This is a genomic window from Klebsiella terrigena, from assembly GCF_006539725.1.
GTDB lineage: Bacteria > Pseudomonadota > Gammaproteobacteria > Enterobacterales > Enterobacteriaceae > Klebsiella > Klebsiella terrigena.
On record NZ_BJNO01000001.1, the window covers coordinates 495451 to 520884 of the forward strand.

At 57.8% G+C, this 25434-nt stretch carries 25 protein-coding genes; 12 read left to right on the top strand and 13 right to left on the bottom strand.

Annotated elements, in window-relative coordinates; translation table 11 throughout:
- Positions 1 to 3 precede the first annotated feature (3 nt).
- Together RTE01_RS02380 and RTE01_RS02385 are read right to left on the bottom strand one after the other, a co-directional pair.
- Positions 4 to 504: a YciE/YciF ferroxidase family protein gene (locus tag RTE01_RS02380; RefSeq protein ID WP_041145706.1), complete on the bottom strand. Its 501-nt coding sequence runs from the start codon at positions 502 to 504 to the stop codon at positions 4 to 6.
- An 89-nt stretch (positions 505 to 593) separates the two neighbouring features.
- Positions 594 to 779, bottom strand: coding sequence for a con-10 family general stress protein (locus RTE01_RS02385; protein WP_041145707.1), 186 nt, complete (start codon positions 777 to 779; stop codon positions 594 to 596).
- Positions 780 to 1322: 543 nt separating this feature from the next.
- Here RTE01_RS02385 and RTE01_RS02390 point away from each other — a divergent pair.
- The 7 genes from RTE01_RS02390 to RTE01_RS02420 all read left to right on the top strand — a co-directional run bounded on the left by RTE01_RS02390 (position 1323) and on the right by RTE01_RS02420 (position 8903).
- Positions 1323 to 1862: a GNAT family N-acetyltransferase gene (locus tag RTE01_RS02390; protein WP_134526181.1), complete on the top strand. Its 540-nt coding sequence runs from the start codon at positions 1323 to 1325 to the stop codon at positions 1860 to 1862.
- A 46-nt stretch (positions 1863 to 1908) separates the two neighbouring features.
- Entirely contained in the window at positions 1909 to 3420 is a 1512-nt protein-coding gene (locus tag RTE01_RS02395; protein WP_255313500.1) for an ATP-binding protein, read from the top strand.
- Positions 3405 to 4751 carry a sigma-54-dependent transcriptional regulator gene (locus tag RTE01_RS02400; RefSeq protein ID WP_134526184.1) on the top strand — a complete coding sequence of 449 codons (1347 nt, stop codon included), beginning with the start codon at positions 3405 to 3407 and terminating at the stop codon, positions 4749 to 4751. The genes RTE01_RS02395 and RTE01_RS02400 overlap by 16 nt, the downstream gene beginning before the upstream one ends.
- A gap of 149 nt (positions 4752 to 4900) precedes the next feature.
- Positions 4901 to 5569 carry a hypothetical protein gene (locus RTE01_RS02405; protein WP_134526187.1) on the top strand — a complete coding sequence of 223 codons (669 nt, stop codon included), beginning with the start codon at positions 4901 to 4903 and terminating at the stop codon, positions 5567 to 5569.
- Positions 5569 to 6819 (top strand): arsenic transporter, encoded by a 1251-nt coding sequence (locus RTE01_RS02410; RefSeq protein WP_134526190.1) that lies wholly within the window; start codon positions 5569 to 5571, stop codon positions 6817 to 6819. Before RTE01_RS02405 ends, RTE01_RS02410 begins: the two co-directional genes overlap by 1 nt.
- Positions 6819 to 8042 carry an MFS transporter gene (locus RTE01_RS02415; RefSeq protein ID WP_134526193.1) on the top strand — a complete coding sequence of 408 codons (1224 nt, stop codon included), beginning with the start codon at positions 6819 to 6821 and terminating at the stop codon, positions 8040 to 8042. Before RTE01_RS02410 ends, RTE01_RS02415 begins: the two co-directional genes overlap by 1 nt.
- Positions 8043 to 8234: 192 nt before the next feature.
- Entirely contained in the window at positions 8235 to 8903 is a 669-nt protein-coding gene (locus RTE01_RS02420; protein WP_115192616.1) for an ATP-dependent Clp protease proteolytic subunit, read from the top strand.
- Between the two features lie 174 nt (positions 8904 to 9077).
- Here the strand turns inward: RTE01_RS02420 and pdxR are convergent, their stop codons facing one another.
- A complete protein-coding gene (gene pdxR, locus RTE01_RS02425) occupies positions 9078 to 10547 on the bottom strand; it encodes a MocR-like pyridoxine biosynthesis transcription factor PdxR (protein WP_134526196.1) in 1470 nt (489 codons plus the stop codon).
- Between the two features lie 146 nt (positions 10548 to 10693).
- On the opposite strand from pdxR, the gene RTE01_RS02430 reads away from it, so the two are divergent.
- Positions 10694 to 11155, top strand: coding sequence for a GNAT family N-acetyltransferase (locus tag RTE01_RS02430; protein WP_115192614.1), 462 nt, complete (start codon positions 10694 to 10696; stop codon positions 11153 to 11155).
- Positions 11156 to 11305: 150 nt separating this feature from the next.
- Here RTE01_RS02430 and RTE01_RS02435 read toward each other — a convergent pair whose 3' ends face one another.
- Positions 11306 to 11917 carry a glutathione S-transferase gene (locus RTE01_RS02435; protein WP_134526199.1) on the bottom strand — a complete coding sequence of 204 codons (612 nt, stop codon included), beginning with the start codon at positions 11915 to 11917 and terminating at the stop codon, positions 11306 to 11308.
- Positions 11918 to 12231: 314 nt separating this feature from the next.
- On the opposite strand from RTE01_RS02435, the gene RTE01_RS02440 reads away from it, so the two are divergent.
- Positions 12232 to 13479 carry a diguanylate phosphodiesterase gene (locus RTE01_RS02440; RefSeq protein WP_052474527.1) on the top strand — a complete coding sequence of 416 codons (1248 nt, stop codon included), beginning with the start codon at positions 12232 to 12234 and terminating at the stop codon, positions 13477 to 13479.
- Between the two features lie 90 nt (positions 13480 to 13569).
- On the opposite strand, the gene RTE01_RS02445 is transcribed toward RTE01_RS02440, so the two are convergent.
- Entirely contained in the window at positions 13570 to 14376 is an 807-nt protein-coding gene (locus RTE01_RS02445) for an arylamine N-acetyltransferase family protein (protein ID WP_134526202.1), read from the bottom strand.
- Between the two features lie 98 nt (positions 14377 to 14474).
- On the opposite strand from RTE01_RS02445, the gene RTE01_RS02450 reads away from it, so the two are divergent.
- A complete protein-coding gene (locus RTE01_RS02450) occupies positions 14475 to 15887 on the top strand; it encodes an aminotransferase-like domain-containing protein (RefSeq protein WP_134526205.1) in 1413 nt (470 codons plus the stop codon).
- Positions 15888 to 16037: 150 nt separating this feature from the next.
- On the opposite strand, the gene RTE01_RS26125 is transcribed toward RTE01_RS02450, so the two are convergent.
- From RTE01_RS26125 to gstA, 3 genes are all read right to left on the bottom strand, one after another.
- Complete coding sequence (locus RTE01_RS26125) at positions 16038 to 16199, bottom strand: hypothetical protein (RefSeq protein ID WP_166793730.1); 162 nt, start codon at positions 16197 to 16199, stop codon at positions 16038 to 16040.
- A 217-nt stretch (positions 16200 to 16416) separates the two neighbouring features.
- Positions 16417 to 16626, bottom strand: coding sequence for a hypothetical protein (locus RTE01_RS02455; protein WP_041145718.1), 210 nt, complete (start codon positions 16624 to 16626; stop codon positions 16417 to 16419).
- Positions 16627 to 16680: 54 nt separating this feature from the next.
- Entirely contained in the window at positions 16681 to 17325 is a 645-nt protein-coding gene (gstA, locus tag RTE01_RS02460; protein ID WP_134526208.1) for a glutathione transferase GstA, read from the bottom strand.
- 111 nt (positions 17326 to 17436) lie between these two features.
- Here gstA and RTE01_RS02465 point away from each other — a divergent pair, with 111 nt between their 5' ends.
- Entirely contained in the window at positions 17437 to 17769 is a 333-nt protein-coding gene (locus RTE01_RS02465; protein WP_134526211.1) for a winged helix-turn-helix transcriptional regulator, read from the top strand.
- Positions 17770 to 17829: 60 nt separating this feature from the next.
- Here the strand turns inward: RTE01_RS02465 and map are convergent, their stop codons facing one another.
- From map to RTE01_RS02490, 5 genes are all read right to left on the bottom strand, one after another.
- Positions 17830 to 18609 (bottom strand): type I methionyl aminopeptidase, encoded by a 780-nt coding sequence (map, locus tag RTE01_RS02470; RefSeq protein ID WP_134526214.1) that lies wholly within the window; start codon positions 18607 to 18609, stop codon positions 17830 to 17832.
- The gene (locus RTE01_RS02475; protein WP_041145722.1) at positions 18590 to 18808 is read right to left on the bottom strand and encodes a ParD-like family protein; all 219 of its coding nucleotides are present in this window, start codon (positions 18806 to 18808) and stop codon (positions 18590 to 18592) included. The genes map and RTE01_RS02475 overlap by 20 nt, the downstream gene beginning before the upstream one ends.
- Before the next feature lie 550 nt (positions 18809 to 19358).
- Positions 19359 to 19787 (bottom strand): outer membrane lipoprotein, encoded by a 429-nt coding sequence (locus RTE01_RS02480; RefSeq protein WP_115192607.1) that lies wholly within the window; start codon positions 19785 to 19787, stop codon positions 19359 to 19361.
- 121 nt (positions 19788 to 19908) lie between these two features.
- A complete protein-coding gene (locus RTE01_RS02485; RefSeq protein ID WP_134526217.1) occupies positions 19909 to 20319 on the bottom strand; it encodes a Spy/CpxP family protein refolding chaperone in 411 nt (136 codons plus the stop codon).
- Between the two features lie 694 nt (positions 20320 to 21013).
- A complete protein-coding gene (locus tag RTE01_RS02490) occupies positions 21014 to 22078 on the bottom strand; it encodes a LacI family DNA-binding transcriptional regulator (protein WP_041145724.1) in 1065 nt (354 codons plus the stop codon).
- A gap of 221 nt (positions 22079 to 22299) precedes the next feature.
- Here RTE01_RS02490 and RTE01_RS02495 point away from each other — a divergent pair, with 221 nt between their 5' ends.
- Entirely contained in the window at positions 22300 to 25407 is a 3108-nt protein-coding gene (locus RTE01_RS02495; RefSeq protein ID WP_141334640.1) for a beta-galactosidase, read from the top strand.
- Positions 25408 to 25434: the final 27 nt, after the last annotated feature.

Consider the following 25434-nt stretch of genomic DNA (forward strand, 5'->3'; position numbering starts at 1 on the left):
AAATTAAACGGCCTGCTGGGCATCCTGATTAATATGGCTAAGGGCCAGATCGGTTAATTTCATATCGGTCGTTTTTTCCTCCTCCAGGGTTGCGGCAAGCAATTTTCCGGCGGCGTTATATCCCAGCTGTTTTGCCAGCGTACACAGCGTGCCGTAGGCAGCAATTTCATAATGCTCCACTTTTTGTGCCGCGGCGATCAGCGCGACGTCACGCACTTCATTTTTGTCGGTACTCTCAATAACCTCTTTGGCCTCTTCTATCAGCCCCTCCATCGCCATACATTTAATCCTTTTAACTTTGATATTACTATTTTCTTCCAGCAGCTTATCAATGCGCTCGACGTGGCCGTGGGTTTCATCGAGGTGCTGGCTGAAGGCGGTTTTTAGCTCGTCGCAGCTCGCTTCCCGTGCCAGCTTAGCGAGCGCGCGAGTTAATTGTTTTTCGGCGCTGTAGGTATCCGATAACAAATGAATAAATACGTCTTCAATGCTTTGAATTTTCATGGAGTAACCTTGTAAATAAACGATGCGGGTCGGCTGACCCGCAGGGACTATTGATATTCTGAACGCGGTACAATAGGGTCCTTTACGGCTTAGCTGCCGTCAGATTTACGGCCGCCGCCGTGGCTATTTTGCCCGCCTTTCTTACCGGCTTCGGAAGCACGCTCTGGGTCATTTTTAAAATTCCCCCCGCTGTGCTGGCCGCCTTTGCGACCGGCTTCAGATGCTTTATCCCGATCTTCTGCAAAATTACCTGAACCGCCTCTGTGCTCTGTCATAATTTTATCTCCAGATGATTACTTAATAATGATTCAGACCTGCAAATCATCGCCTTCGAGATTTAAGGCTAGGACACTGAGCGCGAGAGTCAAATTATTAATAATTTAACACCAGGCATAATAAAATATTTAAAGAAAAATAACGCAGCGGCAGCAAAAATTATTTTTAAGCCAAGTAGCTATTAAGACTATAGAATAAACGAGACGGCCAGCGCCAGGCGCAAAAATATTTATGCTGCGGATTGCCCTTTGTAAAGAAATGCCGGAAATGTAAATATAACGAAAAAAGACCCTGCGCGTAGAGTCAGCAGCAAAAAAATTCCGCCCTCCCCGCTACGCTTTGCCGCGTGTATGACCGCCGCCCGCTTCAGCGATACCCGATACCCGATAACCGATACCCGCCATCTCAATCGACGCCCGTGCAGCGTTCGTCGCGAAGGCCTGCGTCACGCATAAAATATTGCCTCGCGATACACAATCTCATAGGCGATCCCCTGCCGTTAGCGATAAAATCGATCAACGCTTATACACCGGAATGACCCCATGAAATATACTGAATCTCCCCGGCTAATCATCCGATCTTTTCAGGATAATGACGCCGAGGATATGTTCGAATATTTGTCAAACCCGCGCGTAGCCTGTTTTATGGATCAAAAACTTCACTCCCTGGGGGAGGCAGTTAGCGAAATTACGCGCCGGCAAAAAGAGGAACACGACTATGCCATCAGCCTGAAGGAAACCGGTGCGCTGATTGGCGAGCTTTTTGCGGATAACAGCCGGGAACCGGCCCCTGATACATACGGCGTGGGTTGGCTGCTGAATAAAAAATATGAAGGTATGGGGTTCGCCCGCGAAGCGGCACAGGCGTTTTTCGACTACCTGTTTAATCATAAAAACGCCCGAAGAATATATGCCTATGTTGCTGATTATAATGAACCTTCACAAAATCTTTGCCGTCACCTCGGTATGCGCCTCGAAGGATGTTTTAAGGAGCACGTCTCTTTTATCACGGATAATGAAACCGTGGTCTACGAAAATACGCTGGTGTTTGCCGTCCTCGCCAAAGAGTGGCGCGATAAATAGTTTGAGCTGATTCTAAAAAACTCCCTGCCACCAGGATCGAAGGTACATGATGTTACGCAGCAATACCCTGCTACGCCGGCTGCTGTTTATATGGTTAAGCTTTGCGGCGGTCTCTATTACTTTAGGATGGCTTATCTTCGAACTCAGCCGTCAGGGGGCAGATGAGCAGATTCGACGCGAGCGCCAGCTCACCGCCGCCAGCTGTGAAACGCTGCGGATCGCGGCAACCCGCGCGGGTCTTAGCGCCGACTCCGGGAAGATAAATCTGAGCCCACAGTGGGTTTCCGGCGCGCAGGCGGTTATCGATCTCACGCTGAGAGACCGGCCCGGCGTCGAAGGCGGGCTGTGGAGCATGGGCTCGGGAGTCGTCGCCTACGCTTTCCCGACCTATGACGGCAGCGGCATCAAACGCGATCCGCCCAGCGCTGAACTGGAGCGAATTGAGTCCACCAGCCGTCGCGCCCTGGATGGGAAACGCTCCGTTACCGACGTACGTCCCGGCCTGCGTGAGGCGGTCATTTTTTCCGCATGCCCGCTGGAGCAAAATTCGGCCCTGGTTGCCTGGACGCTATCCCGCGTGCCGACCATAACGGGTGATGCCCTCGACCGGCTGGTGCTGGCGATGGCGCTTTTACTCGGTTTTGTCCTTTTATCCGGCAGCTGGCTGGGCTGGACGCTCACCCGCTGGTCCCGCGGCGTGCATTATCTGGCGGGAGTGCTGGAGCAATCCAGAACTCAGTTTGACTCCTCCGCGCCGGAGCTCGCCGAGCTGTCGGGATTAGCCGACCTCGATAGGGTTACGGTCGCGCTGAATGATTACTCGCAGCGGCTGGCCTACGCCCAGCGCGAATCCGCACGCTTGTCTGCCGAGCTGGCGCAGGCGGAAAAACTCGCGGCGCTCGGCGAGCTTTCTGCCGGGCTGGCGCATGAAATTCGCAACCCGCTGGCGACCATTCAGATGAAGGCCGAAAACGCGCTGCATGCCCCGCAGGCGAGCCGCGTAGCGCGAGCCGAAAGTGCCCTGCTGGTGGTAATAGAACAAACGGAAAGGATCAACCGGCTCGTTTCCAGCCTGCTGGCATTGACGCAACCGTTTCGCGTTGAGCGGCAGAAAGTTAACATTGAAGAGTGGTTGCTGGAGAGAATAAACGCCCACGCGGATGCCGCCCAGCGGCGTCAGATTGAGCTAACGCTGACGATTGACCCTGAATTACCCGCCCACATGAATGACCGCAAACTCTTTGACCCGTCGCAAATGGCCCGGGCGTTCGATAATCTGATATTAAACGCGCTGGCGCATGTCGCGAACGGCGGTCGGATTGAGACAGGCGCAAGGCGCCGCGCCAATGGCAACCTGCTATTGTGGGTTGCCGATGATGGCCCGGGCGTGTCTGATGAGCTGCGCGCCCGGCTGTTTAACCCTTTTATCACCGGCCGCCCGGACGGTTACGGGCTCGGTTTGGCGTTGGTACGTGAAATAGTCCATGCCCACGGCGGCAATATTTCGCTGGCAGATAGCGCGCGTTTTGAGATGGAGCTGACATGGCCAGAGTGCTGATTGTTGATGATGATAGCGCGTTTCGCGCCAGCCTGGTCGAGGCATTAAGCGACTTAAATCATCAGGCGATCGAAGCCGACTGTACGTTGGCAGGGATGCAGCAGCTTCGCACAGGCGATATCGACATCGCCATTGTGGATCTGCGCATGCCTGGCGATGATGGGCTGGTTTTTTTGCGCCAGGCCCGGGCGCTCGCCCCCGACATCCCCTGCATCATGCTCACCGCCTACGCCAGCAGCGGCAATACCATTGAAGCCATGCGGATGGGCGCTTTTGATCACCTGACAAAACCCATCGGGCGCGCGGCGCTTGAAGAGGTGCTGACGCGCGCGCTGGATCGCATTGCAGAAAATCAGCATGGTTCAGGCAGCACCGCCGACGATATGCCCCTGGCTGACGACGATCTGGTTGGCAGCAGCGAAGCGATGCGCCAGATTTTTAAACGTATAGGCCAGGTGGCTAATAGCGATGCCACGGTGCTGATTAGCGGCGAGACGGGAACCGGGAAAGAGCTGGTGGCTCGCGAGATACACCGTAGCGGGCCGTGCGCTAGCGGCCCTTTTATCGCGGTCAACTGCGCGGCAATCCCGGCAGAGCTGATTGAGAGTGAGCTGTTCGGTCATGTGAAAGGGGCATTTTCCGGCGCCGTGGCGGACCGTCCTGGTCAGTTCCGCGCCGCTCAAGGAGGAACCCTCTTTTTAGACGAAATTGGCGATATGCCGCTCCCGGTGCAGGCGAAAATTTTACGCGCTTTGCAGGAGCGGCAGGTTACGCCGGTCGGCGGAACGCATGCTCATCCGGTAAAGGTACGCATCATCGCAGCCACCCATCACGACCTGCCGCTGGCGGTACAGGAGGGGCGCTTTCGCGAAGACCTGTGGTATCGATTACAGGTCATCACTATCGTCCTGCCCCCGCTGCGGGAAAGGTCGGGAGACGTGATTCTGCTGGCGGAGCATTTTTTACGCCAGTCGGAGAGCCATCCGCCAAAGCGTCTTTCCCAGCAGGCCTGCCAGGCGCTGCTGGCGCATATCTGGCCGGGGAACGTGCGTGAACTGCAGAATGCCATCAAAAGGGCTTCGGTGCTAAGCCAGGGGCCGACGGTTGGCCCCGAGCAATTAGGATTAGGGCTACGGACGCCTCAGGCCGCCGATGCCGCTCCGCAGCTGAACTGGGACGGAACCCTGCAGGAAGCCCTCGCCGTTATTGAACGGCAGATGATTATGCGAGCCCTGGCGGCCACCGATAATAATCGGGCCCATGCCGCGCGTCGGCTCGGCCTCTCGCGCCAGCAGCTTTATCGTAAGCTTGAGCAGTTAGACATTAAATAACCAGGGTGTCCGTACGGCGGACAGCACGCTGTCACATTATCGGACACTTTGTGACAGATCCGCCCCGCATCGCGCCCGGTGGCGCGTTTTCTTAGCTGGCACGCTCTTTGCTCTTAGAGAAATCATTGCTGTATTTCTCGGGAGTTATTATGAAATTGTCGTTGATTGTTATCACTCTGGCAGCGGCGTTGAGCGGGCTGACAGCGGCTATCGCTGAACCGCCCCCGGCCGCTCCTCTGCCTCCACTTTCGGCTACCCCGCCTTCGCAACAGCCGATCTCGGTCGCGGAAGGTAAGGTGCGGCGGTTGCTTATCAACCCCTTCGGTGAAGTCGATGGATTACAGCTGGAAAGCGGTGTTGTCGTCGCTTTCCCACCCCATATGGGCGCCAGGCTTGCCGCAGAAGCCGCGCCGGGTCAATCCGTGCGTATTAGCGGTTTTATGGAAACCGCAAAGCGGGTAAAAGCCGAAAGTATTATCAACGTCGCCACGGGGCAGGCCCTGGTCGATCGCCCCCCGACAGTCGAGGATGAGGGCATCCCCCCTCATTTGCGGGCGAATACGCTACAGCGCTTTGAAGTCTCGGGTTCTATCGATACCGTTCTGACCGGCCCTCGCGGTGAAATCAACGGCGCGATCCTCAATGATGGCAGCATCGTGCATTTTCCTCCCGGCTCGCTGCAGAGATCGCTGGAGGCGGGAATGCCGTTCGCCGCAGCAGGGCTTGGAACGCGTAATCAGTATGGGCAGGCGCTTGAGGCCGTGAGCGTCGGCGCCACCCTTTCCTCACTTCAGCCTCTCTATCGCGGAGAGCCTTAATGGAAACCGGCCCGTGGATTTGGCTGGTTGCCGGTAGCGCAACCGCGGCGGTGATACTGCGGCCGTTTCGTCTACCTGAGGCGATATGGGCAGCTTCAGGTGTCCTGATTTTACTGGTATTTCACCTTCTTCCCTTCGCCCAGGCGATGGCGGGGGTCCGCCGAGGAACCTCGGTGTACCTGTTCCTCGCGGGCATGATGCTGATGGCCGAGCTCGCCCGCCGGGAGCGCGTTTTTGACTGGTTAGCCGCGATGGCGGCGCGCCGGGCTGCCGGCTCCGGACCTCGCCTATTCCTGCTGATATATGCGGTGGGAACGCTGGTGACCGTTTTCCTCTCCAACGACGCAACGGCCGTGGTGCTGACGCCGGCGGTGTTTGCCGTTACCCGAGCGGTTGGCGCCTCCCCGCTGCCCTATCTCTATATTTGCGCGTTCATTGCGAATGCGGCCAGCTTCGTGTTGCCGGCCTCCAATCCGGCCAATCTGGTAGTATTCGGTACCTCGATGCCGCCATTGTCCCGCTGGTTCGCCCTGTTTGCGCTGCCTTCGCTGGTCGCCATTGTCGCGACCTATGCGCTATTGCGCTGGAGGCTGCGGGCCGACATTGCGCCACGCCTCCACAGCGACATCTCCCCCAGCCCTTTGAGCCGCAGCGGGCGGCTGGCCGTGGTCGGTTTGGTTGGTGCGGCCGTGATTTTAACCGCCTGCGCCTGGAACGCCATCGACCTCGGTATGCCCACGCTGATGATTGCTCTGCTAACGCTGCTCCTGGTTTGGTTCCGCCGCGGGCAATCGCCGCTCAGCGTGGTTAAAGCCGTCTCGTGGAGCGTTATTCCACTGGTTGCCGCCCTGTTTGTCTTCGTGCAGGCGCTGGAGTATAGCGGCGCGATCGGCCCTCTCTCTGATGCCTTAACGCGGGTGACCACGCGCTGGCCGCAGGCTTCGGGGCTGATGGTTGGCGGCGCGCTGTCTTTGGTCAGTAACCTTGCGAATAACCTTCCGGTAGGGCTGCTGGCCGGATCGGTCCTGCAATCTGCGACGCCTGCGCCGGCGATCTCTGCCGCCGCGCTGATCGGCGTTGCGCTCGGCCCTAATCTTTCCGTTACCGGCTCGCTGGCGACCATTCTGTGGCTCAATGCCCTACGCCGGGAGGGGCTGCACGTCGGCGTGGGGCAGTTTTTCAAACTGGGGCTGCTGGTGATGCCGCCAACGCTGCTGCTTGCTCTTTTCGTTCTGCATGGAATCGCATAATGTCTTTACTCAGCACTCTTCCTCTGCGTACCCGAACGCTCGTTTCACTGGCGGTCCTTAACTTCTTTCTCGCCGACGCACGGGATGGACTTGGACCTTTTCTCGATGCCTGGCTTATCACCCAGGGCTGGACGGCTTTTGAGCTGGGCTTACTGGCAACCACCGGCGGCGCTATCGGGCTGTTTGCCGGGGTTCCTGCCGGCGCGTGGGTCGATGCCGCCCGCGCCAAGCGCAGCCTACTAATTGTGCCGGTGTTGTTAACCACCCTGCTGGCTTTTGCCGCTATTTTATGGCCCAGTAAACCCGTGGTTTTTGTCTCCCAAATCTTAACCGCGCTGGCAGGGTTGCTGATTGGCCCCACCATGGTGGCTATCTCGCTGGGCCTGGTCGGACGCAGCGGTTTCACTCAACAGGTGAGCTATAACGAAGCGTGGAACCACACCGGTAATATTGTGCTGCTGATGGCGACATGGTGGATCAGCAGTGAAGCCGGCTTGTCCGGCGTCGCAACGCTGATGACGATAACCGCCGTCGTCACCGTCCTGGCAACATTAACAATCAACCCCGATGACATCGACCATGAGGTGGCTCGCGGACAGGATGAAACGCCGGGCAACAGGCAACACAAGCCACCCTCACGGCTACGGGTTCTGTGGTCCGATCGCGGGCTGCTGGTGTTTGCGCTAACGCTGATGCTGTTCCATTTCGCCAATGCGCCAATATCGCGTTTGCTGATCCAGCAAAATGCCATCAATCTGGATCAGCCCTTTAAAACCACGGCGATTATCATGCTGGTCGGCCAGGCCTCGGCCATTGTCGGGGCGCTGCTGGTGCCCGCCGCTATTCGCATATTTGGCCTGCGATATCTGGTGCTGTTCGCGCTGGCTACGCTACCGATACGCGGCGTGATTGCGGCACAGGCGCACGACTTCAATGCGATTTATCCCGTGCAAATTCTCGACGGCCTCGGGGCTGGCCTGCTCGGCATTTTGACACCGCTGGTGCTGGAAAAACTGCTGGCGGGGACGGGCCACTTTAACCTCGGATTTGCCAGCGTATTAACCGTGCAGGGCATTGGCGCGACCCTTAGCAGCGTCGTCGCCGGAGCCGTTGTTGAGAAGTGGGGCTACGGCCATGCCTTTCTGGTACACGGCCTCATTGCGCTATTGGCCATACTGCTGTTTGCCTTCGCGGGGCAACGCAAACCTGCGGCGAAACACTGAACCCGAGCATCATTAATCTTTCAACAGACCGTGCCAGAACTGATGCAGATCAGCCATACCTTACGCGCCATGTGCTATCACATTACGCGGCTGGTGGCGTTATTTATCTGCTTTATTGCGCCTCATTCCAGCTGATTAAGCAACTTACATCGATATCTTAAAAATTTCCTGATACCAAGGACGATCCTATCCATGAATAAGCGGCCGCTCTTCCTGCTGGCTCTCGTGTTACCCCTGAGCGCACAGGCCAACGTTTATTATATCAAAGCCGATACCGTCAAGAATACCAGCGTTAATGAGGCTGCCATTTACTTCAACGGCGCGATCAATAACCGAACCGTCACCTGGTTATTATCCTCGCTTGCAGAAATAGCAGGCAGGTACCGCAATATCAAGAATATCGATATATATCTCAACAGCGAAGGCGGAGATATGGACGCCGGGTACGTGGCCTATGAAGCGCTGCGCAAGAGTGCGATCAAACTGAATATGATCGATGCTTCAGTGATAGCCTCAGCGGCAACCATGATTTACTGCGGATCGGATGAGCGTTACGCCATGCCGCTTGCCAGATTCATGCTTCATCCTGCCGCCGCGTGGAACGACAAAGCGGATTATCTGAAACCCGATCAGGCCAGGCGCATTCTGGAAGATGCTGAAAGCTACAACGTCCTGTTTCGCACTATTTATTCGACCTGCACAAAAATCTCCGCCGATGAACTGAATAAAATAACGGCCTCGGAAACCGGACGCGTATTTTATAAGGTCGATGAGGCAGCCAAAGCCGGCCTGGTCACTCGCGGTATCAAAGAGAGCCATAGCTATTCGGTAACCTACTATGTTACCGACGGCGATAGTTAAGATAGTCGTGCAGAGAATATTTCCATACGGTCCGTGGCAGACACAATGACCTTAAAAGCCGGCACGAGCAGAACACGTTTAGCGCTAACGGTTCACTCGCCCCGGCTTATTATTGCGGGCGGGCGGAATAATAAGCCGGAAAAATAACGTATTGTCACATCTGACTGACAAGCATCACAGCGCCTGCGCAAGGCGGCGAATCCCCTCCTCGAGCGTTGCGGGCGAATGGTTGGCAAAGCCCAGCAATACCCCCTCTCGTTCCATTGGCTGCTGGCAGTAGCGGGCAAAGGTTTGGATCCCCATCCCCAGCTCGCGGGCTCTCTCCACCACGTATTCTGCCGTCAGGCCGCCGTGCAGCCAGCACACCAGATGCACGCCGGAATCCGTCGGATGAACGGTCATTTTCTGCGGCAGATAGCGCTCAACCGCGGCGGCCAGCGCCAGCTTACGCTCATAGCAGGCTTTGCGGACCCGGCGAACGTGGCTGGCGTAGTGGCCTTCTGCGATAAAACGGGCCAGCACCGCCTGCTCAAGATAGCCGCTGCACAGATCGGAGAAGTATTTCGTCGTGGCAAACTGTTCGCGTAAATGGCCGGGAACGACCAGGAAACCGAGACGAAACTCCGGATACATCATCTTCGAGAACGTCCCGGCGTAAATGACCCGATTATGCTTATCCAGCCCCTGCAGGGCCTGCAATGAACGCGCGGCGTAGCGAAACTCGCTATTGTAATCGTCTTCGAAGATCCACGCCTGCCGGGATTCGGCCCACTCCAGCAGGGCCAGCCTGCGCGTGAGGCTAAGGGTGGCGCACAGCGGAAACTGGTGCGAGGGTGCGGTATAGGCCAGCCGGGCGTGAGGATAATGCGTCATCCCGTGGTCAACGTCCATTCCCTGGCTATCGACCCTTACCGGCCTGACCGTTGCCCCTACCGAGGCAAAAGCGCCGCGGGCACCGTTATAGCCGGGATCGTCGAGCCACACCTCATCCCCGCGCGAAAGCAGCGAGCGCGCGGTGATATCCAGCGCCTGCTGGATACCGTTGACGATAATCACGCGATCCTCCGTGCAGTTAACCCCTCGCGTCGACTGAATGTACTGACATATCACCCGCCGCAAAGGTTGATAACCATTGGGGCTGGCGTGAAGGCCAATCTCGCGGCGCGACTGCCGCCAGACTCTCCCCAGCAGCCGGCCCCAGAGATCGTAGGGGAAGAGATCGGTGCAGCCGACGCCTACGGCAAACAGGCGGTTTGCGCCGCCTCCGGCCTGGCTTTCTGACCACAGGGGCCGCAGCGCGGTGATATCCGGATTCAGCGACCCGACCGACGGCGGATCGTCAACCTGCCCGCCACCCGCGCCGTCCGTATGGATAAGCCAGTCGGGGATATGCGTGACCACAAAGGTCCCCGCGCCCTCCCGCGTGACCAGATAGCCCTCATCGCTCAGGCGCTCAAAGCCGGCAATCACCGAGTTACGCGAAATTCCCATCACTTCGGCCAACGCGCGGCTGGAGGGAATTTTTGCGCCCGCGCTCAGGCGGCCGTCGAGAATAGCGCGGCGAAGAGCATGATAGACCTGATCCTTGATGGTCCCGCTATCTAACAGCAGATCCTGAAACAGAGGAGAAACGGCTTTTTTCACAGGTGCCCACGTCCTTTTGGTAAAAGTGGATCCTATAAATATACAAAAAGCGTGACTTACCTGGAACCAAAAATCCCTCTAACATCACCGGCACAGAGACAATCGGGTCATGACATAAACAAGGAAAAGCGATGCACAGAGCAGCAATGACCGGCGATCCAGACAATATTACTGTCGAGATCGTTGCCGAAAATGATTACCCGCAGTGGTTAGCGTTATGGAAAAACTATCAGACGTTTTATCGCGTCGATATTGCGGAAAGCACCACCCGGCTAACCTGGAACCGTTTCTTTAATCCCATCGAGCCGGTGTACTGCGCGGTGGCAAAAGAGAACGGAACCGTCGTCGGGCTGGTGCACTACCTGTTTCACCGTTCGACGTGGGCCGACACGGATTACTGCTATCTGGAGGACCTCTTTGTCAGCGCCGATGTGCGGGGCAAGCAGATTGGTAAGCGGCTTATCGAGCACGTTCAGCGGCAGGCAAGAAAGCGGCACTGCGCCCACCTTTACTGGCATACGCATGAAACGAACCTGCGCGGGCAGCGGCTTTACGACTGGATCGCCAGCAAAAGCGGGATGATCGAATACCGCATGCCGCTGAGGTAGGCCCGCGCGGGAACGGCGGCCTCCTCCCCACCCTTCACATAGCGCAGCAGTAACGTCCGGCGGCAGTCGATGCCGACCCGCCGGGCCGTGGGTGAACGCCGCGCCGCGATCGCGGACAAAGAACGATGCCCCCGTCTCAGCTCTCAGCTCTCAGCTCTGCGCGGGAAATTTCGCAAACAGCGGCAGCGCCTCAAGCTGCTGAGAGATCGCCTGCAGGCGCGGGTAGTCGCCGGCGCTGACCACCTCTGGGATCATCATCTGAATGAACCCCCACACCACGGCGCTGGTAATGGCGACCTGATCCAGCCGGGCGTCGTTGATTTGACGATGCTGCAGCCCGGCCTCCCATGCGGCGCAATCCGCCAACAGCTGCCGGGTGACCCGGTCTATCCACGGCTGGTGCCGTTTCTCCTCCGGCCGCAGGCGATGCTCGTAGACGTGCTGCACCGCCTTCTCACTCGCCGCGAGCGCCAGCCCGAGCAGACGGCTATCTTCCGCCAGCGCCGCAATATCCGCGGGCAAAAGCTTAGCGGCAGCATCCGCCTGCGCTTCCAGATAGTGCAATATCAGAGTGGAATCCATTAACACCGTGCCATCATCCAGCAGCAGAGTTGGGGCTTTCACCGCCGGATTCAGCTCGGCAAAGGCCGCATAGTCGCTAAACACGGACAGCGGCAGGTGTTCAAAAGCCACGCCGTAAGCCGCCAGCGATATTGCTACGCGCCGCACATAGGGTGAATCCAGCATGCCAATCAGTTTCATTACCACTCCTTGTTAATTTGTGGATGCAAAAGTTATTACGCTCGCGCAGGCACGCTTTATGCACCAGCGGACGAGCAGGCTGAGAACGATTTCCTCAAACGCCCGGCAGAACTAAGATAAACATGGAATAGCGCGCCGTTCAGGGTAAAGTAAGCGACTCTCAGCGTGATAGCGACACTCGAAAATACCGGCGTCACGCCCTGATAATTGGCAAAGGCATGAACACCGTACCCGCTTAGGTCAGAGGACCTCGGGCCAGGACTTATTCCCTCGCGCAGACTGGCACCCATTAGTCCGATCCAACAAGGAAATATATGCTGACCACACTGATCTACCGGAGTCAGTTAGCTCCCGCCTGGCAGCCGACCGGCCTGGGCACTCTCGTCAGCCGGGCACGACAGAAAAACACAAATCTCCACGTCACCGGTATCCTGATTTTTAGTGGGTCGCAGTTTTTTCAGGTCCTGGAGGGCGATGAGCAGGTGGTCGATGCGCTATTCAGCCAGATCCGCAACGACCCGCGCCACACCGACGTGGTGGAGCTAATGCGCGATTATTCTGCCTACCGGCGGTTTCGCGATATCGGTATGCATCTGTTTGATTTGCAGCTAAACAAGCCGGGGGCGTTGACGGAACAGATCCTCCATTTAGGTGAGTTCAGAAACACGCTCTCTGCGGATGACCGGATGTTCAAGTTTATCAAGGCCTTTATCGCGCACGGCGGGCGCTATATTCTGCCGGAAGGGCTCAATCCCGCGCTGTGGACTATGGAGAGCCGTGGCACCCCTTCGCTCTGCCCGCTGTCGGGATTGTCTCCCGGGCAGCCCTGCCAGTTCGCGCTTCAGCCGATTGTCGAGCCGGAAAGCGGCCATATCTCATCGTTTGAAGCGCTGATCCGCAGCCCATCTGGCGGCTCACCGGCGGAGATGTTCTCTTCGGTGCCGGAAAAGAAGCGCTACGATTTCGATCTCGAAACCAAAGCCTACGCCTTTTCGCTTGCCGGCAGCATTAACCTCGGCGAGCAGCGGCTGGCGGTTAACCTGCTGCCGGGCTCGCTGTATAACCGCTCCGGCTCGGTGGCGTTTTTACTGGATAAAATCCGCGACGCCGGGCTAAAGCCGGAGCAAATTATAATAGAAGTCACCGAAACCGAGGTTATCTCCGGTTTTACCGAGTTTCAGCAGGTGCTGAAGGATATTCGCGTGGCCGGCATGAGCCTGGCCATTGACGATTTTGGCGCCGGCTATTCTGGACTTTCGCTTCTGACCCGCTTCCAGCCGAATAAAATTAAGATCGACGCCGAGCTGGTGCGCAATATTCATATGAGCGGAGCCAAGCAGGCGATTGTGGTGTCCGTGGTCAGATGCTGCGAAGACCTCGGGATCGCCGTCGTCGCCGAGGGCGTGGAGAGCATTGCTGAGTGGTGCTGGCTCCACGCCATCGGAATTCGTCTTTTCCAGGGCTTTTTATTCTCCCGACCCCAGCTGAACGGCGTCGGAGAAGTCCGCTGGCCGGTCAGGCTCCCCGGCAAAGGGCTGCCAGCGGCCACACTGGCGCCATAAGCGGCGCTCAATCCCCCGTTAACGCCGCCATCAGCGCGCTCGTGCCCAGCGGCGGAGGCCGGATAATCTCCGCCGCTGATGACAAAAAAATCAGCTGACGAGCGATTTATCCGCCGGCGCTGAAGCGGGCTCAGGCACCGTCACCCTGAACGTCTCGCGCAGTACCTGCGGGAGCTCGTCATCGGAGAGCTGCCGCTGGCGCGTCTCCTGGCCGCGGATCGTCTTAAGCGCCTGGCCGGAGAGAATATCTCTGCCGTCGGGATGGTGTAACACGACCACTAATTGCCTGACAAACACGGTGTCCGGGTGGGTGGAATTCAGATAGTTGGCGGGCTCAAAATCGATCAGCTCGTGGCGCGAGAGATCGAAACTGTATTGGTTGTGCCAGCCGCTATCAACCCACGCCTGCAGCGTATACACGCCGGTCGCATCGAGGCTGAGACGGAAGGTATCCGGATTTTGCGGCTGTTCAGTATCAAGAATGGCGAGGTCAACGGGCGCCCGTATTCCATAATGACCAAACCCGAGATCGCACAGCCAGCGCCTGCCGTCGACAAAAGCAATGACCACCATATGCGTTCGCGGGCGACGGGCTGGATAGAACATCGGGCGCGCGGCGGCAAACTGGTAAGGGATCCCCAGCGCTTCAAGCGCCATGGCAAACAGCGCGTTAACTTCGTAGCAATATCCGCCCCGCTGCCGTCCGATCAGTTTTTCGACAATATCTTCCGCGACCAGCGAAACGCCTTTCCCGTTCCGCACGTCGATATTCTCAAACGGAATTGAAAAGAGCTGTCTCTGCATAACGTCATGCAGCGTTGCGGCATCCGCCCGTGCCGACCCGTGATAATCAATGCGCTGAAAATAGGCGGCAAGGTCAAAATTTTTAGCTTTCATGGCAATCTCCGTGGTTTCGTCATCTGCAGCCGAGAATAGCGTTACGGGCGCTAAGGGGATATATTCAGATTTATTGAAAACCAGCCTGTACAGATCCCATGCTTCCCCGCTATCAGCGCATTGCCCTTTCGCTCCAACAGGCCATCATTGCCGGCGCGCTTCATCCCGGCGACCGCCTGCTTTCAGTACGCAAGCTGGCTGAACGGGAGCAGGTCAGCATCCCGACGGCCCAGGAAGCATTGCGTTTTCTGGAAGCCGAAGGGCTGATCGTCGCCCGCCCGCGCTCCGGGTACTACGTCAACCTCGTCGCCTCCGCGGTCACATCTGGCGCGATCCCCAACGCCGCGCCGGTCTCCGTGGATATGTCGACCCTCGCCAGAACGCTGTTTAGCCGCCAGGAGAGTCGTCTGGTTCCGCCCGGTGCCGCGCAGCCCGATCCGGCCTGGCTGCCGGCGGCCCGGCTGCAGCGGGTTCTGCAGTCCGCAAGCCGGCGTCTGGAGGCCTGCGGGCAGACCTACAGCATGCCGCCGGGAAGAGCCGATCTGCGTTATCAGATAGCCCGCAGGGCCGTCCAGTGGGGCGCGACCTTCGGCCCCGACGAACTGATCGTCACGGGCGGGGCCACTCAGGCCGTACGCCTGGCGCTACAGGCCGTCTGCGTTGCCGGGGATGTTGTGGCGATCGAACGTCCCGCCTGGTTCGGCGCACTGCTGCTTCTGGAGTCAATGGGCCTCAAGGCGCTGGAAATCGCCACCGATCCGCAGGAAGGCATCTCCCTTCCGGCGCTGAATGAGGCCATCGTCAACTATCGCCCTGCCGCGGTGCTGGTCTCTCCCAGCGCGCAGAACCCAACGGGCGCCGTGATGCCGGTAGCCGCCAAAAGGGAGCTGGTTTCGATGCTGGAGAGACACGGCGTTCCGCTGATTGAAGATGACGTCTATGGCGACCTGGTCGGGGATGCCGCCCGTCCGCCGGCGTGTAAGGCATTTGACCGCAGCGGCTCCGTGCTGTACTGCTCCTCGGTGTCGAAAGCGCTGACGCCAGGCTGGCGCACGGGTTGGATCGCGCCGGGCCGCTACTATGAAGAGGTGATGAAAATTCGCCTGGCCAGCGACTGGGCCGGCTCGCCGCTGACGGAGGCGGCGGTAAGCGATTTTATGTCCCGAGGAGACTACGATCGTCACCTTTTACGCCTGAAGAGCAGGATCAAAAAAAGCGTCGACATCATATCCCGCACGGTAGCGGCTCAATTTCCCGAGCAAACCCGGGTGGTCATTCCGCAGGCCGGATTTCTAATGTGGGTGGAGCTGCCCAAATCCATTAACGCGCTGGACGTGCACCGCGCCGCGCTTGACGCCGGAATTGGCGTCAGTCCGGGCCAGCTTTTTTCCCCGCGCCAGGATATGACCCATTATCTCCGGCTTAATTGCGCCTGCGAACCTACGCCACAGCTGATAGCGGCGGTAATAAAGCTCGGCGAGATTTGTCAGCACGCGGATAATAAGAATTAATAGCCTGGCGGGAGCGTTATTGATATTGCGCAGGACCGGCGGCGGATTGGCCGCCGCCGGTTGCCTGACCTCTTCCGCGCCTGGAAATAGGGGGGACGTAGCGTCAGGATAAATAATATGCGGCGGCCCAGCGGCTATTATTTTGCGTAATTAATAGCCAGCGGCTTTATTGGCAGCTTTAATACGTTTGGTTCGGTCGTCTTTTTGCTGCTGGTCTGTCGCCTGCATTATTCCACCCGCCGCGTCAATCCAATCGCCGGCCGTACATCCTGATAAGGTCATACTCAACATAACTGCAAATAGATACTTCATTCCGGGTCCCTGTGCTCGTTCTGTGGCTCTGTTCATCCGTGTGAACTTCAAAATACTTGATGCTTGAGGCGGGATTTTGACAAAAAAATTGATTTTAATCAAGTCGTGCCGGCCAGGGCTGCTTTCTTGTGGGCAGGCGGCGTGCTGTTGTGAAGGCCCCCTGCGGCCAATACGCCAGGGGGCTTATGCCTTGAGGGCTGCTTAGCCCACTCTGCGTTTACTCGCTCTCTTCGAGCGCATCCTGAATAGCGTCAGCTAATGAAGCCACTTCCTGCGCCACGTTGCGCAGATCCATCTGGCTGCGGATCCCTGAATTCGCGGTTGATGAAGAGACGGCGGCTTTCGAGATTTCTAAGGCGGCCTGGACGGCAAGGAGTCGTTTCTTCTCTTCTGCCGTGGCAGCATTACCAAAATATTCTTCTAACATCCTTTCATCCCTATAAGCGTTGGTGGAGCGCCATAATAGCACAACTGGGCGGTATTATATGAGAGGCAGGAAGTCGATGCCCTCCTCCTTTAACGCCTGGCGAACCGCCGGTCTCGCCAGCACCCGCTGATACCATGCGGCAATATTTTTATAATCCGTCAGGTCAATATCCAGGTTATAAACCGATATCAGCCACTCCGCCTGCGCCCAGCCAACCAGCGCGAACAGATAGCCATCGGCAATCGAGAACTGCGCCCCGGTGATAAATGCTTTATCTGCCAGCTGCTGGTCGAGCCACGCAAAACGCGAAAGCAGCTTCTCGCGCGCAATATTGATATAGGCCCCGCCGTGCTCGCTATAAAAGAGGGGAATAAAGGCTTTATGAATTTCACTATTGAAAAAAACCAGCCACTCTTCAAGGCGATAGCGCGCGAGGGTCCCGCTGGCGGGAGCCAGTCCGGCGTCGGGGGCTAAATCGGCAATATATTGAATAAGCGTGACGCCCTCCCTGAATATATCCCCGTCGGCGGTCTCTAAGGCCGGGACATAACCCAGCGGATTAATATCATAATAGTTATTCCCGGCGCCCCAGGTATGGGTTTTGGTATCGACGCGAATAAGCTCAAAATCAAGACCCGCTTCACGTAAGGCAATATGGGGAGAAAGCGAACAGCTGCCCGGAGAATAATAAAGTTTCATGTAATAACACCCTCGCCGTTTAAGTATAGCGCGAGGTTAACAAAGTTAGTTGATACTTTAAAGAAGGCGCATTATTGTAGTGTAGGTACATAAATTATACTGAGTATTAACATGAAAGACGTTATCTCCGGCTGTTCCGTCGAAGTTGCGATGAATCTGATTGGCGGCCGCTGGCGTTTACTTATTGTGTCGTACCTGCTGGAAAAGCCGAAAAGGTTTAGCGACCTCCGTCGCGATATCCCCGCCATATCTCAGCGGATGCTCACCATGGATCTCAGGGCGTTAGAAGAGGCCGGCGTCGTGCAGCGTACCGTTTATCCCGAAGTGCCGGTTAAGGTTGTTTACAACCTGACGGCCGACGGTCTCAGGCTGGTAAACGTGGTCGAGGTCGTTAAGGAGCTGGGGCTGTGGCTGAAGCAAAAGCAGGATCCGGCGAACGGCTGACGGGATCCTGCTCATCGCCGACCGTCTCTTATCGATGTGGCGGTCGGCGGAGCGGGCCTGTCAAAGCTGCCGCTCTTCCCCCTGGCGCAGGGTCAGGACCTCAAAGCCGGTGTCGGTCACCGCGATGGTGTGCTCCCATTGCGCCGAGAGCTTCTTATCGCGGGTCACCACCGTCCAGCCATCTTTCTTGAGCTTCGTTTTGCTGTCGCCCTGGTTGACCATCGGCTCGATGGTAAAGACCATTCCCTGCTGCAAAACGGCCCCTTCGCCGGGTTTACCATAGTGCAGCACCTGCGGGTCTTCATGCATCTCTTTGCCCACGCCGTGGCCGCAGTACTCCCTGACGACGCTGTAGCCATTCTTCTCAACATGGGATTGAATCGCATGGCCAATATCGCCCAGCGTGGCGCCGGGCTTCACGACCTTGATCCCCTTCCACATCGCTTCATAGGTCGTTTTCACCAGCCGGCGAGCGAGCGGAGAAACGTCGCCGATCAGGTACATTTTGCTGGAGTCCGCAATCAACCCGTTCTTCTCAAGCGTAATATCGACGTTAACAATCGTCCCTGATTTCAGGTGCTCCGTCTCCTTCGGCATCCCGTGGCACACGACCTCGTTGATGGAGGTGTTCAGCACGTAGGGGTAATCATACTGCCCCTTGCTGGCAGGCCGGGAGTGCAGCTGGTTGACGATGAAATCCTCGGCGCGATTGTTAATCTCCATCGTGGTGACGCCCGGCTGGATAAATGCGTCCAGCATGTCAAAAACGGCGGCTAACAGTTCCCCGGCATGGCGCTGTAAAGCCAGCTCTTCGGCGGTCTTAATGGGAATGGATGGCATTAATCACCTCCAGCAGACGGTCGGACCCTGATTTGAGCATCAGCAGCTTAATCTGCTGATGGTTAAGCTCGGGATAGAGCTCGCTCATCATTCCCACGCGGATCCAGTATTCGGCCTGAGCGTTCACCGACCGCGACATGGCTCGGCTGGCGTCGCGGATATCGTCATGCAGCAGATCTGAAATTTTTACAATTCCCATATATATATACCGTAATAAAACATATACGTATCGTATGCTTTCTGGCCGCTAAAGTCACGCGGTTCGACGCGCCCGTTAGGATCGTCGGCCGCTGGCTGAAGGGTCGTCATTCCCGGTGACCGGGTCGGTCATACAAAACATAAATGGGATAACTGTCACATTTTTAGTGTAGGGTACTGAAAATCGCCTTGACCGCCAGGACCGTTATAAAGTGAAAACCTCGCTCGCATTCCCGCTGCTCACCCTTTTTGTCGGGCTTCTTATCAGCGCTTTATTTAACTCATCGTCAACCCATCGCGGGCGCAGTCAATGCCAGTGGTCCGATAGCGTGATCCTGACCTGCATGAGCAAACAGCATGGCGCGGTCGGGCACATCCATCCCCTGGTTAATCGAGTAAACAGATAGGGTTAGCAAGGAACAGAGCGGATTCGGTGGATTTTAGCCTGCCGGGAAAACGCTAACGGCCCAACGAGCGAAGGCCTGAAGCCGCCCTCTGCTGCCGGCACCAGAGGACGTTTTTTACGCACGGGCGACGGCCCGGACCGTTAACTAAACGGATTTATCGACGCGGGTATTGCTCCCGGACGTCAAAACGCGAACCTTATCGCCCTGACTAAAGGTCAGGCTGCCATCAACCTGCTGAACAACCTGAATTAATTGTCCCGATTGCATTTTGATCGTCAGCTCAAGCTGCTGAACGGCCTGCTGCTGGCTTTGCCGATGGCGAGAAACCCCGGCTCCGGCCACCGCGCCCGCGGCGGTCATGGCGGTTTGTCCTTTACCGTTACCAAACTGATGGCCCACTACGCCCCCTAGCGCCCCGGCGGCGACGGTACGCAGAGGGTGGGAGCGCGTTTGGCTGCTGATAATCTGGCTCTGCTGCACAACACCATACTCCACCACCGTTTTGCTGCCGGCAAAGCCCGGCAGGCTGGTGAAGGCAAGCAGACTAAGCGCGACGAGCGTGAATTTCTTCATAATGCCTCAAACATTTGCCTCAAAAGAGAGTGCCTCAAGGGGGCGTGCCGCAAAGCGTTATTCCGGCGCCGTTTTGGCAAACCTTCCCCGAAGGGATCCCGCCACTGCTGGCGGGAGCGGATTAATTAAGCGCTTCGCTGAGATCTTTTTTAACCTGGGTGCGCTGTTCCGCCGTCAGAACCTGATTGACGCCAAAATAGTATTTTACGCGGTAGTAGCGAACCTGCTGATCGAGCTGACCAAAGGCCGCCAGCTGCTGCTTCACTTTCGCATCGTCCCACTTCCCGGACTGAATGGTCTCCACCAGCGCGCCCTCTTTGAAACCGTCAATTTTGATATTATTCACGTTGGTTTCAAATTCCTGATGCAGCGCTTTTATTTTAGTCACCTGCTCATTGCTTAATTTAAGATGCTGAACCACCGGGTCCTGAGATACCGGCGGAACGTAGCTCGCGCTGGCAGCCTGAGCGGCAGCGGAGAAACCGGTGGTGATGGCAACGGCAATCAGGGTATTACGCACAAATTTATTCACGAAAGATTATCCTTAATGTTGTAAAAGAACCTGAATTATCACCTGAATAATAAACTCCATCTGTAACAAAGGGTTAAATTTAAATTTGGACAATTAATTATTTTATTATATTAATTGCGCCGCATCCATTGATGGTAATTATGAATTCCGCAACCGCGCGCTTGAGCGCCAGACGGCGCCGTTCTCTTTTTTCGCGCGTTAAGGGTACAGATATTATGCAATTATCGCCGAAGCGGTATTTAACCCTGCGAGGGCGGCAAAATATAAGATTCACCAATTCAGCCCCGGCTATATTGTCGCTCGCCCGCAGCACCCGCCAGGATAGCCGCAGAAGGAAGCGCACCAGGCTTCCCGGCCGCGTATGGTCTCACAGCATTTTATGCTGGGTTGAAAACTCTAACCCGGGAAGACCGGCGCACCGCCTACTGCAAAAACAGCGTGTTTATTCCGATAAACGGCTAATAAGCACGCAAATGGTAGCATTAAATAAAATACGCCATGGCGGCGTGGGCATCGCGTGGGTAAAGTGCGAGCAAGGTACGGGCGAAAAAAAACCGCCAGTGAAATGGCGGTAAATAAATGCTTGCATGGATAGATTGTGTTTTGCATTGTACGCAAAAAAAGAGTCTATCTTTCTTTACGCCTGTCGCGCACTTTAGCACCCTCTACTTCAATGAAGCTTAAACCAACCAACTTAAAGCTTTTCCACCAGCGTTTTTAGCTGAGCAATCAGCGGATCGCGGGCGGGCTCGGCGCCGTACGCCCAGGTGGACTGACGCACAATCAGCGTGGTGGGCAGGAGTTCGCGAATGCGCATCTGCGGCGTCGCCATCTGCTGAGCCAGCAGCTCCACGGCCCTTTTCCCCAGCAGATCGAAATTCTGCGCGACGGTGGTCAGCGGCGGCTGGAAGTAGAGGCTATCGGCGGTATCGTCGTAGCCGGTCACCGAGATGGCGCTGCTGCCGGTGCGGTTAAGCTGCGCCAGCGCGCTGAGCACCCCCAGCGCCATCTGATCGTTGGCTACCACGATAGCGCTGATCCGCGGCTGAAGGTGCAGCAGTTCAAAGGTCTTTTGCCAGCCGCTGGCCGCGCTCCAGTCGCCGAAGACCGTCACCTCCCGGCTAATGCCCAGACGATGCAGCGCCTCGCGCCAGCTGCCGAGGCGCATTCGCGCAGAAATAGAGCTCTCCGGCCCTGCCAGCAGGCCAAACTCCCGATGCCCGGATTCCCACAGATGACGCACGCAGGCGCCGCAGCCGTCGCGGTGATCGAAGCGCACGCAGGAGACGTCCGTTTCAGGAGAGACGTCGAGAAACAGGCAGGAGATATCGGGGTTCTCAGCGGCCAGGCGCTCGGCGGTGCTGCTCTCCAACGGCAGGCTGACGATAGCCCCGCGGATATGCTGGGCGCGAAACTCGTCCAGCCGCGCCTGCAGCGACGCATAGTCGGTCTGTTCCGGCATGGCGATCGACACCTCCAGCCGGTGCATGCCGGCATGCAGCTTCACCGCCGCGGCAATTTGCGATGGCGCATGCAGGGTCAAGGAGGCGGTGATAAGCCCTATGGACGGCGCCGCCTTCCCCGCCAGCAACTGGGCGGAACGGTTAGGGACATAGTGCAGCGCCTGCATCGCGCGAATCACCTTGTCGCGGGTGCGGTCAGAGACCACGTCCGGATTATTCAGCACCCGGGAGACCGTCTGCTGGGAGACTCCGGCCTCTTTCGCCACATCATCTAAGGTTGCCGAACGCCGCTGCATAGTCCTCTCCTGGTCGCCAAAATTCAGTAGGTATTGGTTAAATGTCTCACGCTAACATTTTATGTCTAATTAACGACAAAAATCAGCTCTAATTCCGGCATTTCGTGATCGTTAATGGGTTTCATTTCCAATGATATTGCGGCACAAGGAAAAATATCTGATAACACGTTCATTCTTGTCTAGCGAATGACATTTCCTTCACTTATCCGTCAGGTATGCGTATGCAACAACACGACTCAACCGCCGCCCGCTCTCCGCTGTTCCATGAAGTGCTGGCGCGTGAAGATTGGCAAAACCAGACCATTACTCACCTTAACCGCCTGGCGGCCCACCCAACCTTTGCCAGCTGGCGAAATATCGCCGACGCGCGCGACAATCTGCCCGGCGATCGCCGTCGTCTGCTGGACGGACGCTGGCAGTTTTCCTACGCCCGCAGCCCGTTTGCCGTTGACGCCAGCTGGATCGACGCCGATCTGCCGGACAGCCGCAGCACGCCGGTTCCCTCAAACTGGCAAATGGAAGGCTACGACGCGCCGATTTATACCAACGTCCGCTATCCCATCGACACCACGCCACCGCGCGTGCCGGAAGATAACCCGACGGGGTGCTACTCGCTGACCTTTACCGTTGATCCGCAGTGGCTGGCGGAAGGCCAGACCCAGGCGATCTTCGACGGCGTCAACTCGGCCTTCCACCTGTGGTGCAACGGCGAGTGGGTCGGCTACTCCCAGGATAGCCGCCTTCCTGCCGCGTTTGACCTCTCGCCGTATCTGCAGCCGGGCGATAACCGCCTGTGCGTGATGGTGATGCGCTGGAGCGCTGGCAGCTGGCTGGAAGATCAGGATATGTGGCGCATGAGCGGCATTTTCCGTTCGGTGTGGCTGCTCAATAAGCCCCATCAGCACCTCAGCGACGTGCAAATCACCCCCAGCCTGGATGCGCTCTACCGCGACGGCGAGCTGGCGGTCGATCTGACCATCGCCGCGCCAGCCGGGGAGCTCGACGCGCTGACCGCCGAGGTCAGCCTGTGGCAGGGGGATAAACAGGTTGCCAGCATCCGCCAGCGTCCCGGTTCGCCGGTCATCGACGAGCGCGGTAACTATGCCGAGCGCGCCAGCTTAAGCCTGGCGGTCGAGCGCCCGGCGCTGTGGAGTGCCGAAACGCCGCACTGCTACCGCGCGGTGGTCTCGCTGTGGCAAGGCGATCGGCTGATTGAAGCAGAAGCCTGGGATATCGGTTTCCGCCGGGTCGAGATAAGCAACGGGCTTTTGCTGCTTAACGGCAAACCGCTGCTGATCCGCGGCGTTAACCGCCATGAGCACCATCACCAGCGCGGCCAGGTGGTGACCGAGGAGGATATGCTGCAGGATATCCTGCTGATGAAGCAGAATAACTTTAACGCCGTGCGCTGCTCGCACTATCCGAACGTCTCCCGCTGGTACGAACTCTGCAACCGCTACGGCCTGTACGTGGTCGATGAGGCCAATATCGAAACCCACGGTATGGTGCCGATGAACCGCCTTTCCGACGACCCGTCGTGGCTGCCGGCGTTTAGCGCCCGCGTGACGCGCATGGTGCAAAGCAACCGTAACCATCCGTCGATTATTATCTGGTCGCTGGGAAATGAATCCGGCGGCGGTGACAACCATGAAGCCCTCTACCACTGGATCAAGCGCAACGATCCTTCGCGTCCGGTGCAGTATGAAGGCGGCGGAGCGGACAGCAGCGCCACCGATATTATCTGCCCGATGTACGCCCGCGTTGAGCGCGACCAGCTCATTCCGGCGGTGCCGAAATGGGGCATCAAAAAGTGGATCAGCCTGCCGGGCGAGCAGCGCCCGCTGATCCTCTGCGAATACGCGCACGCCATGGGCAACAGCCTGGGCAACTTCGCCGACTACTGGCAGGCGTTTCGCGAATATCCGCGCCTGCAGGGCGGTTTCATCTGGGACTGGGCGGATCAGGCTATTAGCAAAACCTTCGAAGACGGCAGCACCGGCTGGGCCTACGGCGGTGATTTTGGCGATAAACCCAACGACCGTCAGTTCTGCATGAACGGGCTGGTTTTCCCCGATCGCCGCCCGCACCCGTCGCTCATCGAGGCCAAACACGCCCAGCAGTTCTTCCAGTTCACGCTGCTGGCGCAGTCGCCGCTGCGGGTTAGCGTCAATAGCGAATATCTGTTCCGCGCGACCAATAATGAAGAGCTGCGCTGGCAGGTACAGTCAGCGGGCGAAACCGTCGCCAGCGGCAGCACCGCCCTCGATCTCATCCCGCAGGGCGAGGCGGAGCTGACGCTGTGCGATACCCTGACCCTGCCTCAGGGAGCGAAAGAGGTCTGGCTGCTGCTGGAGGTGGTTCAGCCGCAGGCTACCGCCTGGTCGCCGGCCGAACACCGCGTCGCCTGGCAGCAGTTTGCCCTCGCCGCCCCGCTGGCGCTCGCCAAACCGGCGCCTGCCGGCAGCGCACCGACGCTGGAGATCGATGAGTCTTTCTATGTCGTTAGCCTGGGATCGCAGCAGTGGACCGTCGATCGGCAAAGCGGCCTGCTCAGCCAGTGGCGCGCCGACGGCGTGGAGCAGCTGCTGACCCCGCTGCGCGACCAGTTTGTTCGCGCCCCGCTGGATAACGATATCGGCGTCAGCGAAGTGGAACGCATCGACCCTAACGCCTGGGTTGAGCGCTGGAAAAGCGCCGGGCTGTACGACCTTGAAGCGCGCTGCGTTCGCTGCGAAGCCCAGCGTCTGGCCCATGAGGTGGTCATCGACAGCCGCTGGCACTATCTGCGCGGCGATGAAGTGGTCATCGTCAGCCGCTGGCGTATGACCTTTGATAGCGAAGGCCGCCTACACCTGGCGGTGGACGGCGAGCGCGCCGGTACCCTGCCGCCGCTGCCGCGAGTCGGCCTCAACTTCCAGGTCGCCGATCAGCAGCAGCCGGTCTCGTGGCTCGGCTACGGCCCGCATGAAAACTACCCGGATCGCCGCAGCAGCGCGGAGTTCTCCCGCTGGCAGCTGCCCCTTGCGGAGATGAGCACGCCGTACATCTTCCCCACCGAAAACGGCCTGCGCTGCGATAGCACCGCGCTGGACTGGGGGCGCTGGCACGTCGCGGGCCACTTCCACTTCTCAGTGCAGCCCTACGGTACCGCGCAGCTGATGGCAACCGACCACTGGCACCTGATGCGCCCGGAGAGCGGCGTCTGGATCACCCTCGACGGCCAGCATATGGGCGTCGGCGGCGATGACTCCTGGACTCCGAGCGTGCTGCCGCAGTGGCTGCTTCAGGAGACGCAGTGGCAGTATCAGGTAAGCATTCATTTCCAGTAATAAACCCGGAATAGTCGGGCTACGCCG